At 29.0% G+C, this 21,850-nt stretch carries 21 protein-coding genes; 4 read left to right on the top strand and 17 right to left on the bottom strand.

Features of this window, described 5'->3' with window-relative positions; translation table 11 throughout:
- Positions 1–84 precede the first annotated feature (84 nt).
- The 3 genes from OW763_RS12360 to OW763_RS12350 are packed head-to-tail and all read left to right on the top strand — an operon-like array spanning position 85 to position 3,998.
- Positions 85–1,800 carry an ABC transporter permease gene (locus OW763_RS12360; protein ID WP_268041449.1) on the top strand — a complete coding sequence of 572 codons (1,716 nt, stop codon included), beginning with the start codon at positions 85–87 and terminating at the stop codon, positions 1,798–1,800.
- 37 nt (positions 1,801–1,837) lie between these two features.
- Positions 1,838–2,914, top strand: a complete 1,077-nt coding sequence (locus tag OW763_RS12355) for an ABC transporter ATP-binding protein (RefSeq protein WP_268041448.1) — start codon at positions 1,838–1,840, stop codon at positions 2,912–2,914.
- A 46-nt stretch (positions 2,915–2,960) separates the two neighbouring features.
- Positions 2,961–3,998 carry an ABC transporter substrate-binding protein gene (locus OW763_RS12350; RefSeq protein ID WP_268041447.1) on the top strand — a complete coding sequence of 346 codons (1,038 nt, stop codon included), beginning with the start codon at positions 2,961–2,963 and terminating at the stop codon, positions 3,996–3,998.
- Between the two features lie 45 nt (positions 3,999–4,043).
- Here OW763_RS12350 and OW763_RS12345 read toward each other — a convergent pair whose 3' ends face one another.
- The 7 genes from OW763_RS12345 to mtnA form a co-directional block, all read right to left on the bottom strand.
- Complete coding sequence (locus tag OW763_RS12345; RefSeq protein WP_268041446.1) at positions 4,044–6,227, bottom strand: bifunctional diguanylate cyclase/phosphodiesterase; 2,184 nt, start codon at positions 6,225–6,227, stop codon at positions 4,044–4,046.
- A gap of 333 nt (positions 6,228–6,560) precedes the next feature.
- Complete coding sequence (locus OW763_RS12340) at positions 6,561–7,742, bottom strand: nucleotidyl transferase AbiEii/AbiGii toxin family protein (RefSeq protein ID WP_268041445.1); 1,182 nt, start codon at positions 7,740–7,742, stop codon at positions 6,561–6,563.
- A 197-nt stretch (positions 7,743–7,939) separates the two neighbouring features.
- Entirely contained in the window at positions 7,940–9,166 is a 1,227-nt protein-coding gene (locus tag OW763_RS12335; RefSeq protein ID WP_268041444.1) for an NRAMP family divalent metal transporter, read from the bottom strand.
- Between the two features lie 36 nt (positions 9,167–9,202).
- Positions 9,203–9,958: a LamB/YcsF family protein gene (locus OW763_RS12330; RefSeq protein WP_268041443.1), complete on the bottom strand. Its 756-nt coding sequence runs from the start codon at positions 9,956–9,958 to the stop codon at positions 9,203–9,205.
- 9 nt (positions 9,959–9,967) lie between these two features.
- A complete protein-coding gene (locus OW763_RS12325) occupies positions 9,968–10,972 on the bottom strand; it encodes a 5-oxoprolinase subunit C family protein (protein WP_272507452.1) in 1,005 nt (334 codons plus the stop codon).
- Entirely contained in the window at positions 10,963–11,688 is a 726-nt protein-coding gene (gene pxpB / locus OW763_RS12320; protein WP_268041522.1) for a 5-oxoprolinase subunit PxpB, read from the bottom strand. Before pxpB ends, OW763_RS12325 begins: the two co-directional genes overlap by 10 nt.
- Before the next feature lie 594 nt (positions 11,689–12,282).
- A complete protein-coding gene (gene mtnA, locus OW763_RS12315) occupies positions 12,283–13,332 on the bottom strand; it encodes an S-methyl-5-thioribose-1-phosphate isomerase (RefSeq protein WP_268041442.1) in 1,050 nt (349 codons plus the stop codon).
- Positions 13,333–13,637: 305 nt separating this feature from the next.
- Between mtnA and ndk the strand changes: the two genes are divergently transcribed.
- On the top strand, positions 13,638–14,033 hold the full coding sequence (gene ndk / locus OW763_RS12310; protein WP_268041441.1) for a nucleoside-diphosphate kinase: 396 nt from the start codon (positions 13,638–13,640) through the stop codon (positions 14,031–14,033).
- Between the two features lie 20 nt (positions 14,034–14,053).
- On the opposite strand, the gene OW763_RS12305 is transcribed toward ndk, so the two are convergent.
- The 10 genes from OW763_RS12305 to OW763_RS12260 form a co-directional block, all read right to left on the bottom strand.
- Positions 14,054–14,590, bottom strand: coding sequence for a hypothetical protein (locus OW763_RS12305; protein ID WP_268041440.1), 537 nt, complete (start codon positions 14,588–14,590; stop codon positions 14,054–14,056).
- Between the two features lie 19 nt (positions 14,591–14,609).
- Positions 14,610–14,882, bottom strand: coding sequence for a DUF1294 domain-containing protein (locus OW763_RS12300; protein ID WP_268041439.1), 273 nt, complete (start codon positions 14,880–14,882; stop codon positions 14,610–14,612).
- A gap of 25 nt (positions 14,883–14,907) precedes the next feature.
- Entirely contained in the window at positions 14,908–17,223 is a 2,316-nt protein-coding gene (gene clpA / locus OW763_RS12295) for an ATP-dependent Clp protease ATP-binding subunit ClpA (RefSeq protein ID WP_268041438.1), read from the bottom strand.
- 2 nt (positions 17,224–17,225) lie between these two features.
- A complete protein-coding gene (locus OW763_RS12290; RefSeq protein WP_268041437.1) occupies positions 17,226–17,519 on the bottom strand; it encodes an ATP-dependent Clp protease adaptor ClpS in 294 nt (97 codons plus the stop codon).
- 41 nt (positions 17,520–17,560) lie between these two features.
- The gene (locus tag OW763_RS12285; protein ID WP_268041521.1) at positions 17,561–18,262 is read right to left on the bottom strand and encodes a DUF5714 domain-containing protein; all 702 of its coding nucleotides are present in this window, start codon (positions 18,260–18,262) and stop codon (positions 17,561–17,563) included.
- A 149-nt stretch (positions 18,263–18,411) separates the two neighbouring features.
- A complete protein-coding gene (locus OW763_RS12280; RefSeq protein WP_268041436.1) occupies positions 18,412–18,753 on the bottom strand; it encodes a hypothetical protein in 342 nt (113 codons plus the stop codon).
- Positions 18,754–18,856: 103 nt separating this feature from the next.
- Positions 18,857–19,273: an MFS transporter gene (locus tag OW763_RS12275; protein ID WP_268041435.1), complete on the bottom strand. Its 417-nt coding sequence runs from the start codon at positions 19,271–19,273 to the stop codon at positions 18,857–18,859.
- 30 nt (positions 19,274–19,303) lie between these two features.
- Complete coding sequence (locus OW763_RS12270; protein WP_268041434.1) at positions 19,304–19,867, bottom strand: DUF3867 family protein; 564 nt, start codon at positions 19,865–19,867, stop codon at positions 19,304–19,306.
- A gap of 141 nt (positions 19,868–20,008) precedes the next feature.
- Entirely contained in the window at positions 20,009–20,539 is a 531-nt protein-coding gene (gene lepB, locus OW763_RS12265) for a signal peptidase I (protein ID WP_268041433.1), read from the bottom strand.
- 324 nt (positions 20,540–20,863) lie between these two features.
- On the bottom strand, positions 20,864–21,847 hold the full coding sequence (locus tag OW763_RS12260; RefSeq protein WP_268041432.1) for an NrtA/SsuA/CpmA family ABC transporter substrate-binding protein: 984 nt from the start codon (positions 21,845–21,847) through the stop codon (positions 20,864–20,866).
- Positions 21,848–21,850 lie beyond the last annotated feature (3 nt).

Below are 21,850 nucleotides of genomic sequence, written 5' to 3'. Positions count from 1 at the left end.
TATTAAAGAGGGTGATAAATACTTTATGTAAAAGTACTTTTATTCAAGACAAGTAAGCTAATTGTTTTAAAGGAGGAAATTAGCATGAACAATACCCCTTCAGTAACAACTGAAAAAAAAGCATTTTCTCACCTAAGGCAACTCAACATTAAATGGATTATAATTCTGCTGGCAATTTTAGTTTTAGTTATATTCGAAGTTATTCCAATGATATACTTAGTAATTAAAAGTTTTATAGTAAATGAAAGTTCAAGTTTAGCTAATTACAGTAATGTATATTCAAAATCTGTAAACTGGAGTGCATTTATAAACACATTTAAAATTTCCCTCTTAGTTATGTTATTAAGTTTAGTTATAACTTTTCCATTAGCCTGGCTAATTGGAAGAACAGATTTACCTGGGAAAAAATTTTTTAGAACATTTTTTATAACTACATACATGATTCCACCATACGTTGGAGGTATAGCCTGGACTCAATTACTAAATCCCAATGTTGGATACTTAAATAAATTTTTCATGAAAGTTTTTCATTTATCTTCTGCTCCCTTTAATATTTATTCAACTGGTGGTCTTGTGTGGGTATTAACATTATTTTATTCTCCTTTTGCTTTTATAACTATTTCTCGTGCTTTAGAGAAAATGGATCCAACATTAGAAGAAGGCGCAAGAATATCTGGTGCTTCACCTCTTCGTACAATGTTTAATATCACTTTGCCACTTACCCTACCAAGTATACTAGCAGGTGGACTTTTAGTTTTTGTTTCCGCAGCATCAGCTTTTGGTATCCCTTCTATAGTAGGAATGCCTGCTGGAATAGAGGTTCTTACTACTAGAATAGTATCTTATGTGTACCTAGGTAGTTCTAAAGGCGTTTCTGAAGCAACTGCTCTTGCAGTTTCATTAATGGTTGTTGCTAATTTTATCTTGTTTTTATCAACAACGGTAATCGCTGCAAAAGAATACGTTACTATTTCAGGAAAAAGTACAAGACCTACTTTGGTAGAATTGGGCAAATGGAAAAAATTAATTACAGCTATCGTTAGTATTTATGGATTTATTGCAGTTGTTTTACCTATAGGTTCCATTGTAATAACTTCTTTATTAAAAACTTTGTCAAAACCAATTTCTCTATCTAATTTAACCTTTAAAAATTGGTATATAGCTATCTCAAACCCTCAATATATAGTACCTATAAAGAACAGCTTTATATATGCAATAATTACAGCTATAGTTGGTACTCTTGTTTCACTATTAATATCCTATCTTGTGGTTAAAACTAATGTAAAAGGACGTAAAATTCCTGACTTTTTAGTAACTTTAGGTTCTGCTACACCTAGTGTTGTAATTGCTCTAGCAATGATTATAACTTTTTCAGGTAAATTTGGTTTAAATTTATATTCCACTGCTTCAATACTTATAATATCGTATCTAATTAAATATTTGATGATGGGAGTTCGAACAATTTCAGCTTCACTTTCACAAGTACATGAATCATTAGAAGAAGCAGCTTTAAACTCAGGAGCTTCTTGGCTCAGAACTTTAAAAGATATTATTTTTCCACTTATAGCACCTTCTATTATCGCTTCATGGTTTTTGATTTTCATGCCATCTTTTTATGAATTATCAATGTCCATATTGCTATATGGATCAAAAACGAAGACCATAGGAGTATTGCTATACGAATTGCAAACTTATGCTGACCCTCAAAGTGCTTCGATACTTTCAGTATTAATATTACTTATAGTCCTCATAGGAAATTTAGTTATGAGAAAATTCTCAAAAGGAAATATAGGAATTTAGTATTGAATAAATTTATATAAATTAAAGGAGAGATAATATGTCAGAAGTAAAATTAACAAACATCATTAAACAATTCGGACAAGTTAAGGCAGTAGATAATTTTAACGCTGTGATTAAAGATGGGGAATTCGTTTCTATACTAGGTCCTTCTGGCTGTGGCAAAACCACTACTCTTAGAATGATAGCTGGATTTGAAAAAGCTACCAGTGGAGAAATTTGTATAGGAAATGTCGTTGTTAGTTCCTCTGATAGTAAAATGTTTGTTCCTCCTGAAAAAAGAGATATCGGAATGGTTTTTCAATCATATGCCGTTTGGCCTCACATGACCGTTTTTGATAATGTTGCATACCCTCTTAAAATAAAAAAGATGGATAAAAATACAATAAAAGAAAAAACAATAAAAGCTTTGGAATCTGTTGACCTTGACAAATATGAAGAAAGATATCCTAACCAATTATCTGGTGGACAGCAACAAAGAGTAGCTTTAGCCAGAGCTTTAGTTGCAGAACCCGAACTTTTGCTTTTAGATGAGCCTCTTAGTAATCTCGATGCAAAATTAAGAGAAAGTATGCGTTTTGAAATAAAAGAATTACAAAAAAAATTAAAAATCACCGTTGTTTACGTTACACATGATCAAGCTGAAGCTATGGCAATGTCCGATAGAATCATAGTAATGAATAAAGGAGTTATTCAACAAGTAGATGTTCCAATGAATATATATGACAATCCTATTAACCAGTTTGTAGCAGATTTTATAGGGCTTGTAAACTTTATTAAAGCAGATATAGATAAAAATAAGGTAACAATCCCTAAACTAGATTATAGTTTTGAAACACAAACTACTTTTATTGGAAAAGGCATTGTAGCTATAAGACCCGAAAACATTTCTATAAGCAAAGTAGGACCTGGAATTAAAGGAATTTTACTTAGGAAACTATATTTAGGTGATTCAGCCGATTGCAGAATAAATATAAGTGGTCAAACTATTCGTGTAACAGATGAATCATCTGCATATGCAAATTATAAAGATGGTGATGAAGTTTATTTACATTTTAATAAGCTTATGGTATTTCCTGATAAAAGCAACTCTCAAACACTACAAAAAGCTATATAGTTAATTTACTATATATAATTTTCAATAAAATATAAGGAGGTCAAAAATGAAAAGACATTTTAAATTTCTAGTTATGGTTGCTATGATTTTCTGCTTGTCTTTAACTTTAATTACTGGCTGCGGAAATAAAAAAGCTGCTTCTACTAATGCAAAAAAAGTGGAGGGACCTAGTGGCAAACTTATGATTTACACTTCTATCTATCCAGATATTATTGAAAGTGTAAAACCTGCACTCCAAGAAGCTTTTCCTAATCTTGAAATTGAATGGTTCCAAGGTGGAACAGAAAAAGTTGTAACTAAACTCACTGGAGAAATCGAAGCCAATAAAGTAAGTGCAGATTTACTTATGGTTGCAGATCCTTCCTATTACTTAACACTACAAGATCAAGACCTTTTACTTAAATACGATGCCCCTAACAGAAAAGATGTTCAATATAAAGATGAAGAAGGATATTGGACAGGCGTTAGAATTTCTAACATGATAATAGCTTATAACACTGACAAAGTTAAAGATGAAGAAGCTCCAAAATCTTTTAAAGATTTATTAAATCCTAAATGGAAAGATAAACTAGCTATGCCGAACCCACTACTTTCTGGTACTGCTTTCGTAACTGCTGGTGCAATATCTGATGCTTTTGGTTGGGATTACTTTGAAAAATTAAAAACTAACGGTTTAAAAGTAGAAGATGGTAATTCCAAGGTTCAAAACAAATTAATCACTGGAGAATATGATGTTGGTATCATATTAGAAGAAAACATCTTAAAAATGGCTGATAAAGGCGAGCCTTTAAAGGTTGTATATCCTGAAGACGGTGTTGTTGTTGTTCCAAGTCCAATAGCTATATTTAAAACTTGTGAAAATCCTGAAGCAGCTAAAGCTGTTGAAAATTGGTGGCTATCTAAGGAAGGACAAGAAGCTATCGTTAAAGGTTGGATGCATTCAGTACGAAATGATGTAGTTCCTCCAAAAGGTGCTCCTGAATTCAAAACATTCGGAGACAGAGCATTTAAAGTTGACTGGGCTAAACTTGCTAAAGACAATGAACAAATGAAAGAAACATTTAGAAGCAAAGTTATGGAATAAAAACACAGTATAAGAATATTGCTAACCAATATTCTTATACTGTGTTTATTTATAGTATTTTTTTAAATATTTTTCAAATTCTTCTGAACAAACAGGCTTACTAGAATAATACCCTTGTGCTTCATCACAATTAATTTGTTTTAATGCTTCAAGCTGTTCTTTAGTTTCTATTCCTTCTGCAATAACTTTCAAATTCAGTGAATGAGCTAGAAATATTATTGCTTTTATAATTCTGTTTTGGGTAATATTTATAGTTATTTCATCTATAAAAGATTTATCTATTTTTAAATTATTCAAAGGAAATTTTCTTAGATGATTTAACGAAGAGTATCCTGTTCCGAAATCGTCTAAAGATATGCTTATATTCATGTTTTTTAATATTTTTAAAAGTTTAATAGTCTTTTCCATATCTTTCATTGCATTGCTTTCTGTTATTTCAAGTTCAAGATATTTAGATTCGAGTTTAGTTTCATTTAAAATATGCAATATAATATAAATTAATTTTTTGCTTTCCAACTGTCTTCCTGATAAGTTTACAGAAATTTTTAAATCATCATACCCCATATCATGCCATGTTTTTGTTTGCTTGCATGCAGTTTTTAATATATATTCTCCTATAGGTATTATAGCACCTATTTCTTCAGCGCAAGGGATGAATTCTGCTGGTGAAATTAATTTGCCTTTAGGTGTGATCCATCTTGCTAGAGCTTCCATTCCTATAACCTTTCCTGTTTGAATTTCTATTTGAGGTTGATAAAATACTGTGAATTCGTTATTTTTAACAGCAAGTCTCAAAGCTTTTTCAAACTTAATTTTTTTTAAATTATTTATATATAATTCTTTATTATAGATTTTATAATTGTTCTTAAAAGAATTTTTCCCCCCATTCTTAGCAGAATACATTGCTATATCGGCATTTTTTATCAGTTCTTCTGGAATAGCTCCATGCTCTGGAAAAATACTTATTCCAAGACTTGATGTAATAAACATCTCCTTATTCTTCACTATAATACTGTTTCCTAAAACATGGTCTATATCACATAAAAGAGTTTTCACTTCTGATGGACTTGTATTAATTTTTAATATTAATACAAATTCATCCCCGCCCCACCTGTAAGCCTTATAATCATATCCAACTAAATTATTAAGAACACTAGTAAACTCCTTTAAAAGCAAATCGCCAAAAGAATGCCCAAAAGTATCATTAATTTCTTTAAATTTATCTATATCTATAAAAATCAAAGAAAATCTATCCTTTGCTTCACATAATTTTACTAAATCTTTGTATAAATAACTTCTATTTGGTAGTCCAGTCACTAAATCAATAAACGCCAAATTATAAATTTTTTTCTCTCTTTTCTTTCTTTCTGTTATATCCGTATGTGAACCTGATAAACGTATAGCTTTCCCCTTACTATTTCTTAAAATATAGCCATGATTTTGAACCCAAATATAAGAACCATCTTTTTTTGTAAAACGATATTCTAAAGTATATATATTTTCTTTTCCAATTAAATAATTTTCCAATTTAGCTACTATATTACCTCTTTCATATGGATGAATATTATCTTTCCAACTCTCATATGTGTTAGATAATTCATTATCCTCGTAACCAATCATATTTTTCCATTGTTTAGAATAAAAAAAGTTATTAGTTAATAATTTCCAATCATAGATCCCATCTTTAGATCCTAAAAGAACTAATTTATATCTCTCATCACTTTCTTTCAAAAGCTTTTCATTAATTTGCAATTCATTAAACTGCTGTCTAAACTCTTCTTCTGCTACTATTAATTTTTCGTGTACAACTTGTAACTCATTATAGCTCTTATTAGATTTTTTTTCTGCGTAAATAGAATCTAATCTTTCTGAACACAAGGAACAAATTAAATTTGCCATATTTCTAAAAAATTTTATAAATTTATTTTTCATACAAACATTAACATTATGACAAATTATCGCCAGAATTTCTCCATTTATTGATATAGGTATAACTATATTACAAAATCCATTTTCACAGTTAACTTCAAAATAATCCGCTCCATTTTTTATAGTATTAATTATATCTTTAAATTCATCTATGCATATTTTATTTTTATCACCAACCACAACCATATCTTTTTCATCTTTTTCTATTATTATTGATGAAACTCCTGTATATTCATATAAACTCTGTAAAAATTCTCTTAATTCCAAAATATCTATGAGGTCATTTAATTTGTACTTCATATTATCACCTCTTTATAATATAATATTTATCTTATATATATTTTGTACACAATATTATTATAAAGCGTATCAAATATTACTATAGGGTAATACTAATTTTGAATTAATAAGAAAAATATATTCGAGGTGAAGATAACTATGGCTAAAAAAGGTATGAAAAGACCTTCACCAACTGAAAATCAAAAAGGTGAAATAAAAAAGAAAACCAAAAGAGATGACCCAAGACAAGTTTCTGAAGTAAAATAATTACAAAGATAATAACCAGCAATTAACTATTTACAGTATATAGTCAATTGCTGGTTATTAAAATTTCTAAAATATATTTAATGTATTTTATTTTTTAAAATAAAGACTAAACATGCAAATAAGTCTTAAAGGGTCTTTAACATACTTATAATTTAGCTTTGCTCTTTTTTTTGCAAGTTTATTTTTTATATTGTTCAAATAATTTTGCTGCTCTTTTTTAGTTAACTTTTTATAATAATCATGTTCTTTAGTAATTTTATCTACATTATCTAATTTGGAATAGTCTCCATAAAAAATACTTTCTTTTAATGCATAAGTCCATAAATATACATATATGCACATAATACTCCACGAATCAAAATCTAATTTTATTCCTATATGGTATTGTATATAATTATTTTGAAAATCTAAAAATCTTTTTGAATAACCTGTAAAATTATCTCTTAAATCATAGAGTGATAAATAATAGAGTTCCTGTAATATATCATTAAAAATCACTTCCATTCCTATAGGTTTTAATTTTTTTATATAAAATTCTTCTTTTATATTGTGTTGAATATATTTAACTACTTTTTTTAAATCATTCTCGCTATTATATATATGAAGCATATAAAATAAATCATATATATTTTTATATAGCTTATCCTTCTTAAATTTTTCAATTCCTATAGAATTCACTGCAAAAATTATAACTTTAGAAGATATTATATAATATGGATCAACACAAACAGGAACATACTTTAAGTCTAACCCCAAAGCATTTCCATTTTTGATTTCCTTAGTCCTTATATTATTAATATCAACATGTAAAAAATCTATTTTAATCTTTGATTTATCTCCTTTTTTATTTTTTTTAAAAATTAAAGGAAGTTTAAACATAAAAGTTGTAATAGGTAGTGTTTTTCCTGTTTTAATTATGCTTTCAGGAATATACTCACTAATTTTTATATGTATTTTATTAGTATTAAACTCTCTCTCAATAGATTTCATTATCTTTCTTAATTGTTTAATTGTTAAATCTGTATATAAATCTAAGTCTTCAGTACCCCTCTGCATATCAATAGGAAGATATAATTGAATACAAGCTCCACCTTTTAGAATAACTTTACCTTTAAGCCTTTTTTGAATTTGAGAATGTATTTCGTATATCCATATCTGTCTTTCTAATACATTCTTAGGTATACCATAATAATTAGCTTTACTCGCAATATATTCCTCTGTAAATTTAGAATAGTCATGTGTAAAAATCTTTTTATTTAGAGTTTTCATATACTTCCCCTTTTCAATTAACATAGTCCTATATTATATATTAACCACTTTTCATCTTAGCATTTCAATTTATTAAAAATAATTTTTAAATTAAGTATGATATAAACAAAGGGAAAGTGCATTGCACTTTCCCTTTGTTTATATCATACATTAAATCAATATCCTTCTAAAATTTTATTTTACCACACAAATAACATCTAAATAAACAGCTTTGGAATTTGTTTTATAAGAGTACTAACTCCTAAGTATGACATTATTACAACAACTAAAACTCCAAAAATAGTCATCCACGTAGGGTGCTTATAATTACCAACTATATTTTTTCTATATGCCGCTATAAGCATTGTTCCTAAAGTTATTGGAAGAATAAGACCATTAAGTGCTCCAACTAGAATTAAAGTTTTAATTGGTTTTCCAATAAATACAAATACAATCGTAGATATGATAATAAAAGCAATAATTAATTTCTTTTCATTTCTTTCCAATTTATTGCTAAAAGTTTTAATAAAAGACACAGATGTATATGCTGCTCCTATAACTGAAGTTATTGCTGCAGACCACATTACCATTCCAAACATCTTATATCCTGCATTTCCTGCTGCTAATTTAAATACTGAAGCTGGAGGATTAGCTGGATCTAAAGTAAGCCCTCTTGATACAACTCCTAGCGTAGCTAAAAATAAGAAAACTCTCATAATTGATGCAATACCTATACCCGACATACAGCTTTTTGTCATTTTAGGAATATCTTTCTCGCCCTTTACTCCCGCATCTAAAAGTCTGTGACCTCCTGCAAAAGTTATATAACCTCCAACAGTACCTCCCACTAAAGTTACAATTGACATCATATCTATAGTATCTGGCATAAAGCTTTTAGCTACAGCAGTACCTACAGGAGGATTTGATATTGCAACTACATATATAGTAAGTATTATCATAATGAATCCCATAGTTTGTGCAAATTTGTCCATAGCCTTTCCTGCTTCTTTTATAAGAAAAATTCCAATAGCTACAACAGCACTAATAGCAGCACCGGTTTTAGGATCTATATTGAATAAAACATTTAATCCAAGTCCTGCACCAGCTATATTACCTATATTAAAAGCAAGTCCTCCCATCACCACAAGTAAAGCTACAAAATATCCAAGTCCAGGCAAAACCATATTAGCAATATCTTGTCCTCTCTTTTTAGCAACAATAATTATTCTCCAGATATTAAGCTGAGCTCCAATATCTAAAATTATTGATATTAAAATTACAAATCCAAAACTTGCTCCAAGTTGTCCTGTAAATACAGTACTCTGTGTTAAAAAACCTGGTCCTATGGCAGATGTTGCCATTAAGAACGCAGCCCCTAAGATTACATTCCAATTCAATTTATCAGTATTATTTTCTACAACTTTATTATTATTATTATTTTGCATATATAATTCCGCCCCCTTTATGTTTTTGATAATATTCTAAATTGCTTCAATTTTTATTCCTTGCTTTTGAATATCTTGTTTAATTTTTTTTGCAAATTCCAATGCCTTAGTACCATCTCCATGAATACATATAGTATCTGCTTTTATATCTATATCATTTCCATCAATAGATGTTACTTTACATTTCTTTATCATTCTTATTACCTGGGTACTTGCTTTGTCTGCATCTTTAATTAATGCATTTTTTTGTTTCCGTGATGTTAAAGTACCTTCATCTGTATAGGTCCTATCTGCAAAAACCTCATTAGCAACTCTAAGACCTATCTTTTCTCCTTCTTCTATTATTTTACTACCTGAAAGTCCAAATAAAATAAGTTCTGGATCTACTTTATAAACGGCTTCTGCAATAGCCTTAGATAGTGCTGAATCTTTCGCTGCCATATTATAAAGTGCACCATGTGGTTTTACATGTTTCATAATTCCCCCTTCTGCTTTAACAAAACCATATAAGGCTCCTATCTGATAAACCGTCATATTATAAGCTTCCTTTGAAGATATATCCATAACTCTCCTACCAAAGCCAACCAAATCAGGCAACCCTACATGTGCTCCTATTGCAATTTTTCTTTCCAATGCAAGCTTTACAGTTCTATTCATCACAGAAGGGTCTCCAGCATGAAATCCACAAGCAATATTAGCTGATGTTATAAATTTCAAAATTTCTTCATCATTTCCTATTTTATAGGCTCCAAAACTCTCTCCCATATCACAGTTTAAATCAACTTTATGCATAAAATCACCTTACTCCATTTTAATTTTTATCCCTCTTTTTAAATCTTCTATGTACATTTCTCTTAATATATATAACGATTGTGCTTCTTCTAAGGAAATTTTTTGAAATCCTAATCTATCTCCAGGTTTTAATTGTGCTATAATAGGAATATCCACACTTATAACTTGTGCAATCTTAGGATACCCTCCAGTAGTTTGTCTATCTGCAAGAAGTATAATTGGATTACCATCTGCTGGGACTTGTACAGTTCCAAGCGATACTGCTTCAGATATCATTTCCAAAGGTTCTTTCAAACTCAAATTATTTCCTTTAAGTCTATATCCCATCCTATCTGATTGAGAAGTTATCATGAATTTATTTTGGAAAAAATTTTTCTTACTTTCATCATCAAAACAATCATATTGTCCATCAGCAATTACTCTAACTATTGGACTTGCATCATATTTAGGAAGAACCTCTCCTCCAATAAACCATTTAGTAGCTGCAAACCCATAACAATTAACATCTTTCAAAAGATTATTTGCTATCCTGTTTCCAATATGAGAAATATCATTTAACTTTAAAACATCTCCCTTTTTTAAAGCTCTTCCTTCATACCCTCCAATTTCAGCACGCATATACGTACTTTTGCTTTCCATTATTTTCTCGATATTAAAAGAACCTGCAAAAGCCACATAAGTTCTACTTCCTACTACACATTTAGAAAAACTTAAAATACTTCCTCCTTTAACATAAACAGGTCTCCACATAGGAACATCACAATTATTAATCTGTGGAGATAAATCTCCTCCACAGATAGAAATTAATGTGTCCTCTTTTATTAAAATTTTCGGTCCTATCAATGTTGCCTCTAGAACCGCATCCTTCTCTTCATTTCCAACCAATATATTTGCAATCCTATGTGCAAATCCATCCATAGCTCCACTTACAATTATTCCATACTTTCTAAAACCATATCTTCCTGAATCTTGAATAGTAGTTAACAATCCAGCACTTTTTATCTCTATGCCCATTTTAAGCTTCCTTCTGCTTCATACTTAATCTCATAGTATTGAGCTCTAGATATAGCTTTAAATTTAACTATATCTCCAGCTTGAAGCAAACTAGGTATATCACTTTCTGGCTTAAAGAGTTCTAATGGAGTTCTACCAATAAGCTGCCATCCGCCTGGTGTTTCAATAGGATATACCCCTGTTTGACTTCCTGCTATTCCAACAGAACCAGCTGGAATAGCTAATCTAGGTGTTTTTCTCCTTGGTGCAGCAATTTTTTCCGACATACCTGCAAGATATGGAAATCCTGGTGCAAACCCTATCATATAAACTCTATTTTCACATTCCGAATGAATTTTAATTACTTCCTCTACAGTAAGATTGTTATGCTCTGCTACAAATTTTAAATCCGATCCAAATTCCTCTCCGTAGCATACTGGTATTTCTACCACTCTAGGCTTATCATTAATTTTATTTTCAATCTTTAATAAAATATTCTCAATAATCATTTTTACTATATTAAAAGGTGTTTTGTTTTCTAAACCCTTTATATTTTTTGAACTTTTTATTATCTCTAGCGGATTATAAAAAACCGTTAAGGTAACAAAAGCAGGAACATACTCAATCATTCCTTTAAAAGGATTGTTATCAAGATACTCTGATAAAGCTTTTATTGTTAAATGAGTATTTACATTAATCTTTTCACTAAACTTTATAATAATGGCAGAATCTCCCATAGTATTTATTTGAACAGATTTAATATCCACGGTATAACCCCTTCTCTTTCCAAATCTTATTTTTATGAAAATTAATGTATTGAACACATTATTTCCTAAAAAATCATTATATATATATTAACATTTTTTAGCATGTTTTTGCAAGTTTTTTTTTCGTAAATTTCATTTTTTATTCAGTTTCTCATTATACTGAATTTAATTATTAAATCTTTGCGTATTTTCTTTATTTTCACATTATCTTATCCGCATAAATGCTGTCATCTTCCAACTTTGCTTTTTCGGATTGTGAATTTATTAATTCATTTTATGCATTTTCTTGTAAAGAAATTTTTGTTTTGAAATATTTCATTTTTATTGTTTCAATCTTCTTTAAAAGTTGTATAATTAAAGCCCCCTCAATTTCATAATTCTTTAAAAATCAAAGAGCTTGTTATTCAAACTTCAAATAACAAGCTCCTTCTTTATAATATACGAATTTTTATTTGTAAATTCATATATACATTTAACCATGTCCAGTTAAATACATACAATTGTTAAAATTGTATAATCAAAAATTTCAAATGCGCAATGAAACTATGCAATTTCCTCAATTACTTACTTATTAAATACTTTTTTTAAATTTTCTTCATAAGGTGGATAAACTATTCCTCTTTCAGTAACTATAGCTGTTATATTTTCATTTGGAGTCACATCAAAAGCTGGATTATACGTTTTTACACCTTTAGGGGCTGTCCACACTCCAAATCTACATGTAATCTCTTTTGAATCTCTCTCTTCAATTGGAATTTCTTTTCCTGTTGGAGTATCCATATCTATAGTTGGTGTTGGTGCTGCTATATACATAGGAATTTCAAAATATTTTGCAAGTATTGATAGATTAAACGTTCCTATTTTATTCGCAGTATCTCCATTAGCTGCTATTCTATCACATCCAACTATAATTGCATCAATTTTTCCCTGTGACATAACCATAGCTGCCATATTATCTGTAATCGTTGTCACATCTATTCCTGCCTGGTAAAGTTCTAAAGCAGTAAGCCTTGATCCTTGTAATCTCGGTCTTGTTTCATCAGAATAAACCTTTATGTGCCATCCTTTTTCATAAGCAAGGTATATAGGCGCGGTTGCTGTCCCATATTTTGAAGTTGCTAACTGTCCTGCATTACAGTGAGTTAAAATTGTCATATTATCCTTTAATAAACACATGAAATGTTCTCCAATTTTTCTACAAATATCAATATCCTCTTCATGTATTCTTATTGCTTCTTCTCTTAGTATTTTTTTAATCTCTAATACAGACTTACTCTTTGATTCTCGTGCCTTTTGCTGCATTACCTTAAGTGCCCAAGAAAGATTAACTGCTGTTGGTCTACTTGTATTCAAATAATCTGATTTTCTCTTAAGCACCTTAAAAAATGATTCATAGCTATCTTCTGAAGCATCCTTAATTCCTAAATATAATCCATACGCTGCAGTTACCCCAATAGCAGGAGCTCCCCTTACAATCATATTTTTAATAGCTCCCCAAACATCTTCTGCTGTATCATATTCTATATATTCGATTTGATTAGGCAATTTAGTTTGGTTCAATAATATAAGCTTCTCCCTTTCATTATCCCATTTAAGTGCAAGTAATCCTTCCATATTATTTTCTCCTCCTCTTTATTATTTTATTTCACAGGTACCAAATCCAACTTCTACAAATATCCTTAATAATATTTTATGGTAATTTTATACATTTTGCAATATTTCCCACCGAATTGCCCTATACTTTTTTATTTATACACTACCTTTTATTCATTTTATATTAATTCTAATTTTGTTATAACATTATTAACTAATAGCAAACATGAATTTTGCACATATTTTTTTACAAGTTACCAATAATATAGTAATGTAGAAAATATGTACTTAAAATTTATATTAATTAAACTTAAGGAGTGACTTAAATGGAAAAAACTCTTGTACTTATAAAACCCGATGCTGTAGAAAAGAACTTAATAGGTCAAATTTTAACCTTTTATGAAAAAGAAAACTTGAAAATAATTGCTTTAAAAATGTTGAAAGCTGATGAAGTTACTGCATGCCTTCATTACAAGATTCACGAAGGTAAACCTTATTATGATGAACTTATTAAATATATAACAAGAAGTCCTATTTGTACACTTATACTGGAAGGAGACAACGCTATTGAAAAGGTTAGAAAAATAAACGGAAACACAGATCCATCAAAAGCAGATAGCAACTCAATAAGAGGAAATTTTGGAGTTTCAAAAACCGAAAATTCAGTCCACGCTTCTGACAGTGCTGAAAATGCCCAAAAAGAAATAAGCATTTGGTTTTAATCAAATGCTTATTTTCCTTTTTAAATCTGTAATTTATTCAACTCTTTAAAAGTAGAACTTATCTTTTCAACTATGTTTTCTAGTGCTGTAATCATGCTATTATCTTTAAGCTTTCCTAATTCTAAAGCAGTATCAGCTGTGTTTACTATACTATTTAAATATCCACAATACTTATCATGAAAAAAATTTAGTTTATCTGAATGTTTTAACACTTCAGCTTCTGTCTTATATTTATGAAGATTTTCATTTTCTGTTTTAATGGTACTAAATGCATTTTCATCAAATTTTTTTTCATCTACTACCTTCTTTAAATTATCCAATGATGTTTTTATTTTTGAAGAATAATCCTTAATATTTTTTCCATATTGTATATCAGTTTTGTAGCTCTTAATTTCCTCTAAAGGAGAAACCCCTTTTACAAAAACATTATAAAGAGAAACGCCTAAAAGTATCACTAATAAAAAGATTATCAATTTAAAAAGCTTTTTTACTATAGAAACAATTAGAAAAATTGCTATCAACGCAATAACTCCATAAATTAAATATGTGGAACTCATAAACTTCATCTCCTTCTACCTAAAACACTCTTAATCTATAAATCAAATATATTTGTATAAATAATATTATAGGTATACCATAAACGAACTTAAAATGCTTTGTTTTATGCCTGAATAATCTCATACCAAGCATAATTCCTACACTTCCAAAAATCAATGCTGTTTTAAACAACTTTGCTTCTGGAATCCTCCAATCTCCTCGTTTTGCTTTTCTCTTATCACTATACATAATAATCACTCCATATAAATTGATTATTATAAGATATATATAAAAACCATAAAGTAAATTCATCTATAACTCTCCTAAAAATCAAAAATTACATATCTATATTATCTATTATAACTTTGTCTTCTACAACATCAACAACTGCTGTCCCACCCATTGATAATTTTCCAAACAATACTGCATCAACAAAATAAGGCTTAATTTCTTGCTGCACTACACGCAGTATCTCTCTAGCTCCATAAGTAGAGTGAAATCCTTTTTCAGCAAGCCATTTATAACAATTATCTGTAACTTTAAGCTTAATATTTTTCTTTAAAAGTTTTTCTTCAAACTCTTTTATAGCTTTTTTAGCTATTAAAAGAGCCATATCTTCATTAATGTTGTTAAATACAATAATATCATCAAGTCTATTTCTAAACTCTGGTGAAAATATTTTTTCAACTTCTTTTGTTATTGCATCATTCTCAACAGCTCTTTCTCCAAATCCCAACATTATTTTACCTACATTTCTAGCTCCTGCATTAGATGTCATTATTAAAATAACATTTCTGAAATCTGCTTTTTTTCCATTGTTATCTGTTAATGTACCATAGTCCATTAATTGCAATAATACATTTAGAATATCTTGATGGGCTTTTTCAATCTCATCTAATAGGAGTACACAATATGGCGTTTTCCTAATAGCATCAGTTAAAAGTCCGCCTTCCTCATATCCTACATATCCTGGAGGAGCTCCAATCAACCTCGCAACTGTATGCTTTTCTTGATATTCACTCATATCAAATCTAATTAAAGGCACATCTAAATTATTTGCTAACTGCTTAGAAATTTCCGTTTTACCAACTCCAGTTGGTCCTACAAACAATAAGCTTGCCACTGGTTTTTCTTCTTCATTAAAACCTGCTCTGGATCTTTTAATAGCTGTAACAATAGTACCAATTGCCTTATCTTGTCCAAAAATCTTTTTCTTTAAAATTCCTGCAAGGTTTTTAAGTTTTTCAATTTCATTTGCAGATACATTCTGCTCAGGAATTTTTGCTATAGAAGATACTACCTTTTCAATATCCTTCTGTGTGATTACAATATTTTGTTCATCATTTTTTGAATTAAGTCTTGCATATGCTCCAGCTTCGTCAATTACATCTATAGCTTTATCTGGGAGATATCTATCCCTTATATATTTTGCTGCTAATTCAGAAGCACATTTCAATGCTTCATCGGTATATGTGATTTTATGAAACTTTTCATAAGTATCCTTAAGTCCTTGAAGAATCTCATAAGTGTCTTCTACCGAAGGCTCAGTTACCTCAATTTTTTGAAATCTTCTTGATAACGCTCTATCCTTTTCAAAATATTTTTTGTATTCCTCATAAGTTGTAGAACCAATAAACTTTAATTTTCCTTCAGTTAAAAAAGGCTTTAGAATATTTGATGCATCCATAGAACCTCCAGATACGGAACCCGCACCTACTATTGTATGAATTTCATCAATATATACAATTGCTTTACCTTCATTTTCAATTTTTTTAAGTACCTTCTTAATTCTCTCCTCAAAATCTCCTCTATACTTTGTTCCTGCAAGTAGTGATGCCATATCCAAGGAATATACCTTGTTTTCCTTTAATATATTAGGTACTTTATCTTCTACAATTAATCTAGCAAGACCTTCCGTAATTGCAGTTTTCCCTACTCCTGGATCTCCAACATGAACAGGATTATTTTTTAATCTTCTAGATAAAACTTGAATAGTTCTATTTAATATATTTTTTCTTCCTATAAGAGGATCAATTTGTCCTCTTTTAGCTTTTTCAGTTAACTCAACAGTATATTTGCTAAGGAAATTTTTACTTTCTGTACTTTTGTTACTTTCATCTTCTCTTAGTTTTTCATCCATATCTTCTATACTTTCGTATTCATATTCATCTTCTTCGTCATATTCATATTCTTCATCATCTAATGCAATTTCTAATTTTGAATCCTCTAATCCTAAAGTATTGTGAGTAATATAATTAAGAATATCCAATCTAGTTATTCCCTGCTTTTTTAAAAAATACCCAGCAAAAGTTTCTTCTTCATCATACATTGAAACAAGTATATCTCCAAATTTAATAATATTCTTTCCTGATGCCAATACATGTTCTGCTGCAGAAGAAACTATATTCTGTACTCCAATTGTTTGTATTGGCTCTCTTTCTTCTATAGTATTCATATTTTCTCTTAAGTACTTATCTAATTCACCCTCAAGTTTTTGTATATCGCCACCACTGTTTTTTATAATATCTTTAGACTCATCAAAAAATAGGGCAGCATATAAAATATGTTCAGGAGTAAGATACTCATGCTTTTCCATTTTTGCTTTACTATATGCAGCTGTAAATATTTCATTTAATAAACTATCTAATCTCATAATTACTCCTCTTCCATAGTCAATTTTAATGGGAATCCGATTTCTTTACTCATCTGAGCTGCTTGAACTATTTTTGTAGCAGCTATATCATATGAATACACTCCAGCAATCCCTGTACCTTTTTTATGTACATCATACATAATTTTAGTAGCTTCTACAGGCTTTTTTCTAAAAACCCCAACCAAAATCTCAATCACAAAATCCATAGTTGTATAATCATCGTTATGTAGAATAACCTTATACATTTTAGGCTTTGTCACCTTTATTTCTTCTTTAAACATAACTTTTTCTGCCATAAATATCAACCCCAATAAAAATTTATAATTCGCAACAACTTTTATTTACTATAAAATAAACATTTTTCTTTTTTGCATTCATTATTAAGCTTACTGTATTCACATCGAATTTTTCCATTTATTTTTAATTCTACTCCCATATTTTCTTTTATAAACCTAACTGCCTCAAGAACTGAAATATATGAATTTCTCTTACAACATCTTGGTCCTCCATTTTCTGCAATAACTCTTAAGGATTTTGACGTCATTAAATTGCTAAGTCCCCACTCTTTGCCAGACAAAGGAGTAGCCCCTGTAATTAAGCTAATGAAAATACCGGTGCCAACTCCAGCACCACAGTTACCATAAAATCCACAAAAGCCACCTAATATTTGAGCACTTCTTTTTTCTGCTTCAATTATTTTGCATTCTTTATTAATTTTATCACCAATTTTATTATAGTAAGCAGCCAAAAGAACTGCTGGCACTAAAAAATGATGCTCTGGTCCATGCATTTTTATACTTGGATGTCTAAGAAGCTTTAACATAATTTCAATAGGTTCTTCTGAATCAGTTTCCAAACAATATTTTTTTATTATTTCCCTTGCTGTCATCGAATGACACTTATCACATACATAATGTCCTTCTTCACATTTTACATTTGATTCATATATATCATTACAATAAAAACATTTCATTTTTTCTGATGTATTTAAATAAACAAGTTCTTCTCCACAAATCAAACAATTATTCTTATGTTCCATAGCTTTCACCTTATCCTCTTCTTTTTCTTTAAAATTATAAATAGCACTATAATTATATTACATTTTGCCATTATATCAAAATTATTATAAAATTTTATACTTTCTAAAAAAACGAACCATTGAGTTATCAATGATTCGTTTTAATAAAGCTACTTCAAGAAAGAATTGTTATTAAAATCTAAATGCAAACTAAAGTTATCATTATTATCATAAATTACCGATACATCCATACCACCTTGTTGATTATCCTCTTGTAAATAATCTTCTACCTTTCTTTTTAAACCGTTTTGATCTTTCAAAGCATACTCTACTCTATCAGTATCAAATAATTCATTTAACATTTTTCTTGTAATGTGTACGAATTTTTTGGAATCATGCTCCGCTTTATCCGCTACCATTTGCCATTGTATTGCATCATTGACTCTTTTCTCTGTAAAATCCACTTCTAATGAACCAAATTCTCCGTTGTATTTATTAAATAATTTTAGCAAAAATATTCACTCCCAACAATAATTATTTCTACACTAATTATTGTATCTACATTTTAAAATATAATACTAACTATACTTTTATATCATATACACTTAAACAATACTAAATAATATTTTGTACTGTTTCTTTATTATGTACATTAGCAACTTTAAATGTAATCACTGCTCCTATTATTCCTATAACACCAATGACAAAAAATCCAACCTTCAATCCAAACACATCACTTAAAAATCCTGCTAGCCACGGGCCAACAAACATTCCGAGACTACTGATTATTGATAAAATTATACCTAAAATAATAAAGATTTTCCTATTATTAAGAAAATCTGAATATATACCCAAGGGAATCCTCAATATCATTTGAGTAAATCCATATGATCCAATTATAAGTCCTACTATTTTAAGTTCAGCACCTAAGTCTCGTGCAAAATTAGGAAGGATAGGCACATAACTATAAAGCGAAAACCAAAACAAGGTAGTAACTATATAAAAAATAGAAATTTTATGCTTTTTAATCATTAGTCTTCCTTTCATCTACATTAATTTATATCAGTATTTGTATACGAAACAATTATCAGCTACTGTTATATTTAATTTTTCACCTTTTAATATTTTCTTGTAATCACATAATAATTCATTTAATTCTTTATCGTCTATATTAACTTTTTTTTGACTAACTATAGTAACTTCATCTTTACTTAATATCACTTTTCCTTCATTAATATTATTATTTAATTTGTATGTAGCAAAATACTCATCAATTTGATTAACATACAATTTACTCTTATACTTTTCTTGAAACGTATTTATTTCCATAGTTTCATTAATATCAAACTCTAAACCTAATTGTTTTAAATCTATTCCTAATTGATTTAAATCTAATCCTAGTTCATCTGAATATCTTTCCATTAGCTTTTCTTGTATAGCTTTAAATTTTTCCTCTGATATATTGTTGTTTTGAAGCCATTCTTTAATTTTCTCAGGTGCTTCATTTATGTTTATTTTCCCTTCCATAACTCCATAAAACACATTCTGCATATATTGCTCAAATTTTTCTATATCTTTTTCTGTGGCATTATTTTTAAAACTGTTGAAATCTATAATATCACTCATTTTCACGCCCCCTGATAACATTATATCTTAATTTAAAATTAATATTAAAATTGTACTTTGCTATTTTATTATATTATTAATTATAGTATGATTAAGAACCCTCCATTGACTATTAATATTAGTTAGAGGGTTCTTATAAATTCAAAGCGCTTCTTCACCAAAAACAAATTTCCCAAATCTATTAAATGGATATACAATAACTCTTGCTTTACCTTTTATATCTTTTCCTTCTATATACGGATTGTTCCACTTTCTTGCATCATAAGATCTAGCTCTATTATCGCCTAAAAAGAAATAGTAATCTTTTGGTACTTTAAATTCTCCTTTTCTTTTTTCTGGGAAAACCACATAAGGTTCTTCTGTTTTATCTCCATTTATGTATATCTGTCCATTTTCATCTATTTTAATTTCATCTCCTGGAAGCGCTATTAACCTTTTTATTAGAGTCTCTTGTAATTCTTTAGAATAAAAAACTACTATATCGCCTCTCTTCAACTTATCCCTGTTATATACTTTAGTCACAATAATTCTATCTCCTATTTTTATAGTAGGATACATTGATTCTGATGGTACTCGCACCTGAAAAAATAGAAATTGATTTATTAATATCGCAAATACTACAGCTGCTCCTATTGGTATTATCCATTCCTTAAAAAATTTCTTATAATCCATTTTCATACCTCTTCTCAAGTTGATTTTATATATTATGAATAATTTATTTTTTAATCAATCTATCTAATTTTTACCTATTTTAATAACACTTTTCATAAGATTATTCCTTCTTCCTTGTTTATAATCTTGATTTAACCCTTTACATATAAATAATACCATTTTATATAAAATATAACCATATCTTTATAAAAGTTTTCTCATCATAAAAAATGTTCTGAACAGTCCACACTAAACCTTACATGTAACTATATAAGATTCAATTTAAAATATTTATAAAAATAGCTTATGATACTTGATTATCATAAGCTATAATGTTTCTACATTTTATTTTACTTCTTCAATTATTTGTTTTATATCAATAGTTTTTGTTAACATATCGTTTTGCTTTAAAAATTCTTGTGTCTTTTCCAACTCTTTTATATCATTTTTTGTAATTTGAGAATTAAAATCATACCATTTATACATTGTTTTAACTTCATCTATTGGAATATTAGTTTCTTCTGCTGTTATCTTATAAGTATCTTCTAGATTTTCTTTCATATATTTAAGACTTTCATGATGAACCTTCATATAATTTTTAACTAACTCAGGATATTTTCTTAAAAATTCTCCTCTTACAGCTATCACTATAGTCGCATCTAATATTCCTTCTCCTGTTGTAATTATATGAGCACCATTTGCTAACGCTTTGCTAACTGCTGGTCCTGCAACTAATGCTGCATCAACCTTTTCAGACATCATAGCCGAAACACCTTCTGGTATTCCCATATTTATAAACCCTATGTCTTCTGCTTCAAAATTTCCTTTTTGAGCAGCTCCTAGAAGCAATTGATGAAGTATAGTTCCTTTTGGACCTGCTATCTTCTTACTTTTTAAATCTTCAACAGTTTTTATAGACGCATCTTTTGCCATTATTGTAAAAGCTTTAGGTGCTCTACTGTATATTCCTATAATCTTTAAATCTACTCCATTTGCTGCCGCAAGTATTGCTGATGTTCCTCCTAATGCATTACAAAAATCTAAAGAGCCTGCTGCTAGTGCTTCAGTCATTTTAGAACCTTGAGTAATTTCAGGAAAAGTAATCTTTATATCATCTTCCCCAAACTCTTTTTCAAATAACTTTTCCTTCTTTTCAATGATTGAAGGAACATTTAAAGGTAATTTCACATAAGAAATATTTATTTCATTAACACTTTGTTTTGAAGAAGATATCTCCTTTTCTGTTCCACTAGTTTTAGTAGAACCACATCCCATAAAAATAGTTCCACACATCAAAACTGAAACTATAATTGATATAATTTTTTTCATTTT

Source organism: Clostridium aestuarii (assembly GCF_026735135.1).
In the GTDB taxonomy this organism is placed as follows: domain Bacteria; phylum Bacillota; class Clostridia; order Clostridiales; family Clostridiaceae; genus Clostridium_H; species Clostridium_H aestuarii.
This window is presented reverse-complemented; position numbering and strand designations above follow the sequence as displayed.